Source organism: Streptomyces sp. XY431, from assembly GCF_001279805.1.
Lineage (GTDB): Bacteria > Actinomycetota > Actinomycetes > Streptomycetales > Streptomycetaceae > Kitasatospora > Kitasatospora purpeofusca.
On the sequence record NZ_LGDO01000303.1, the window covers coordinates 1 to 660 of the forward strand.

The 660-nt window shown below is 73.3% G+C and carries 1 protein-coding gene; it reads right to left on the reverse strand.

The genetic code is table 11. From position 1 onward, the window contains the following. On the reverse strand, window positions 1–442 hold a 442-nt coding region (locus ADK60_RS24490), incomplete at its 3' end, for an HAD family hydrolase (RefSeq protein ID WP_159400553.1). Window positions 443–660: the final 218 nt, after the last annotated feature.

Sequence of the window (660 nt, forward strand, 5' to 3'; positions counted from 1 at the left end):
GGTCCGGTTTGCGGGTGCCGGCCTCCTCGGAGACGACGACGGCGTCGACGGCGGGGAGCAGGCCGGTGCGGGTGAGTTTGGCGCGCTGGATGTCGGTGCAGCCGTTGGTGACGACGGCGATGGGCCAGCCGGCCGAGCGCAGGGCGGCGAGGGCCTCGGGGGCGCCGGGGAGCGGGTGGGTGCGGGCGGCCTCCTGGACGACGTGTTGCTCCCAGAGCTCGGCGCCGGTGTGCGGGAGGCCGTAGTGGGCGGCGATCCGGGCGAAGCCGGTGGGGGAGCGGTCGGCGCGGAAGAGGGCGAAGACGGTGGGGGCGGCCTCGGCCGGCAGGCCGTGGGTGGCGCAGAAGGCCGGGGTCCAGGCGTCGGGGCCGCCCTCACGTTCGACCAGGGTGTGGTCCAGGTCGATCAGGAGCAGGGGCGGTGGCGGGGAGTGGGTGGCCATGTGCGGAGAGTAGTGGATCGCCCGGGGTCCGACTTATTGCGCATCACTTGCAATTACCTGATACAGGCAGCACAGTGGTGGGGCAGGGTGGGGTCGGACCGTTTCAGCTTGCCTGTCGAGCAGTCCCGGCCGTGCGGAAGCGCGCCGGGAGTCCTCCCTCACAGCTGATCGTCTTCCCAACCGGCGCCCGCCGGGACAGCGGTCCGCCCACCCCGCCC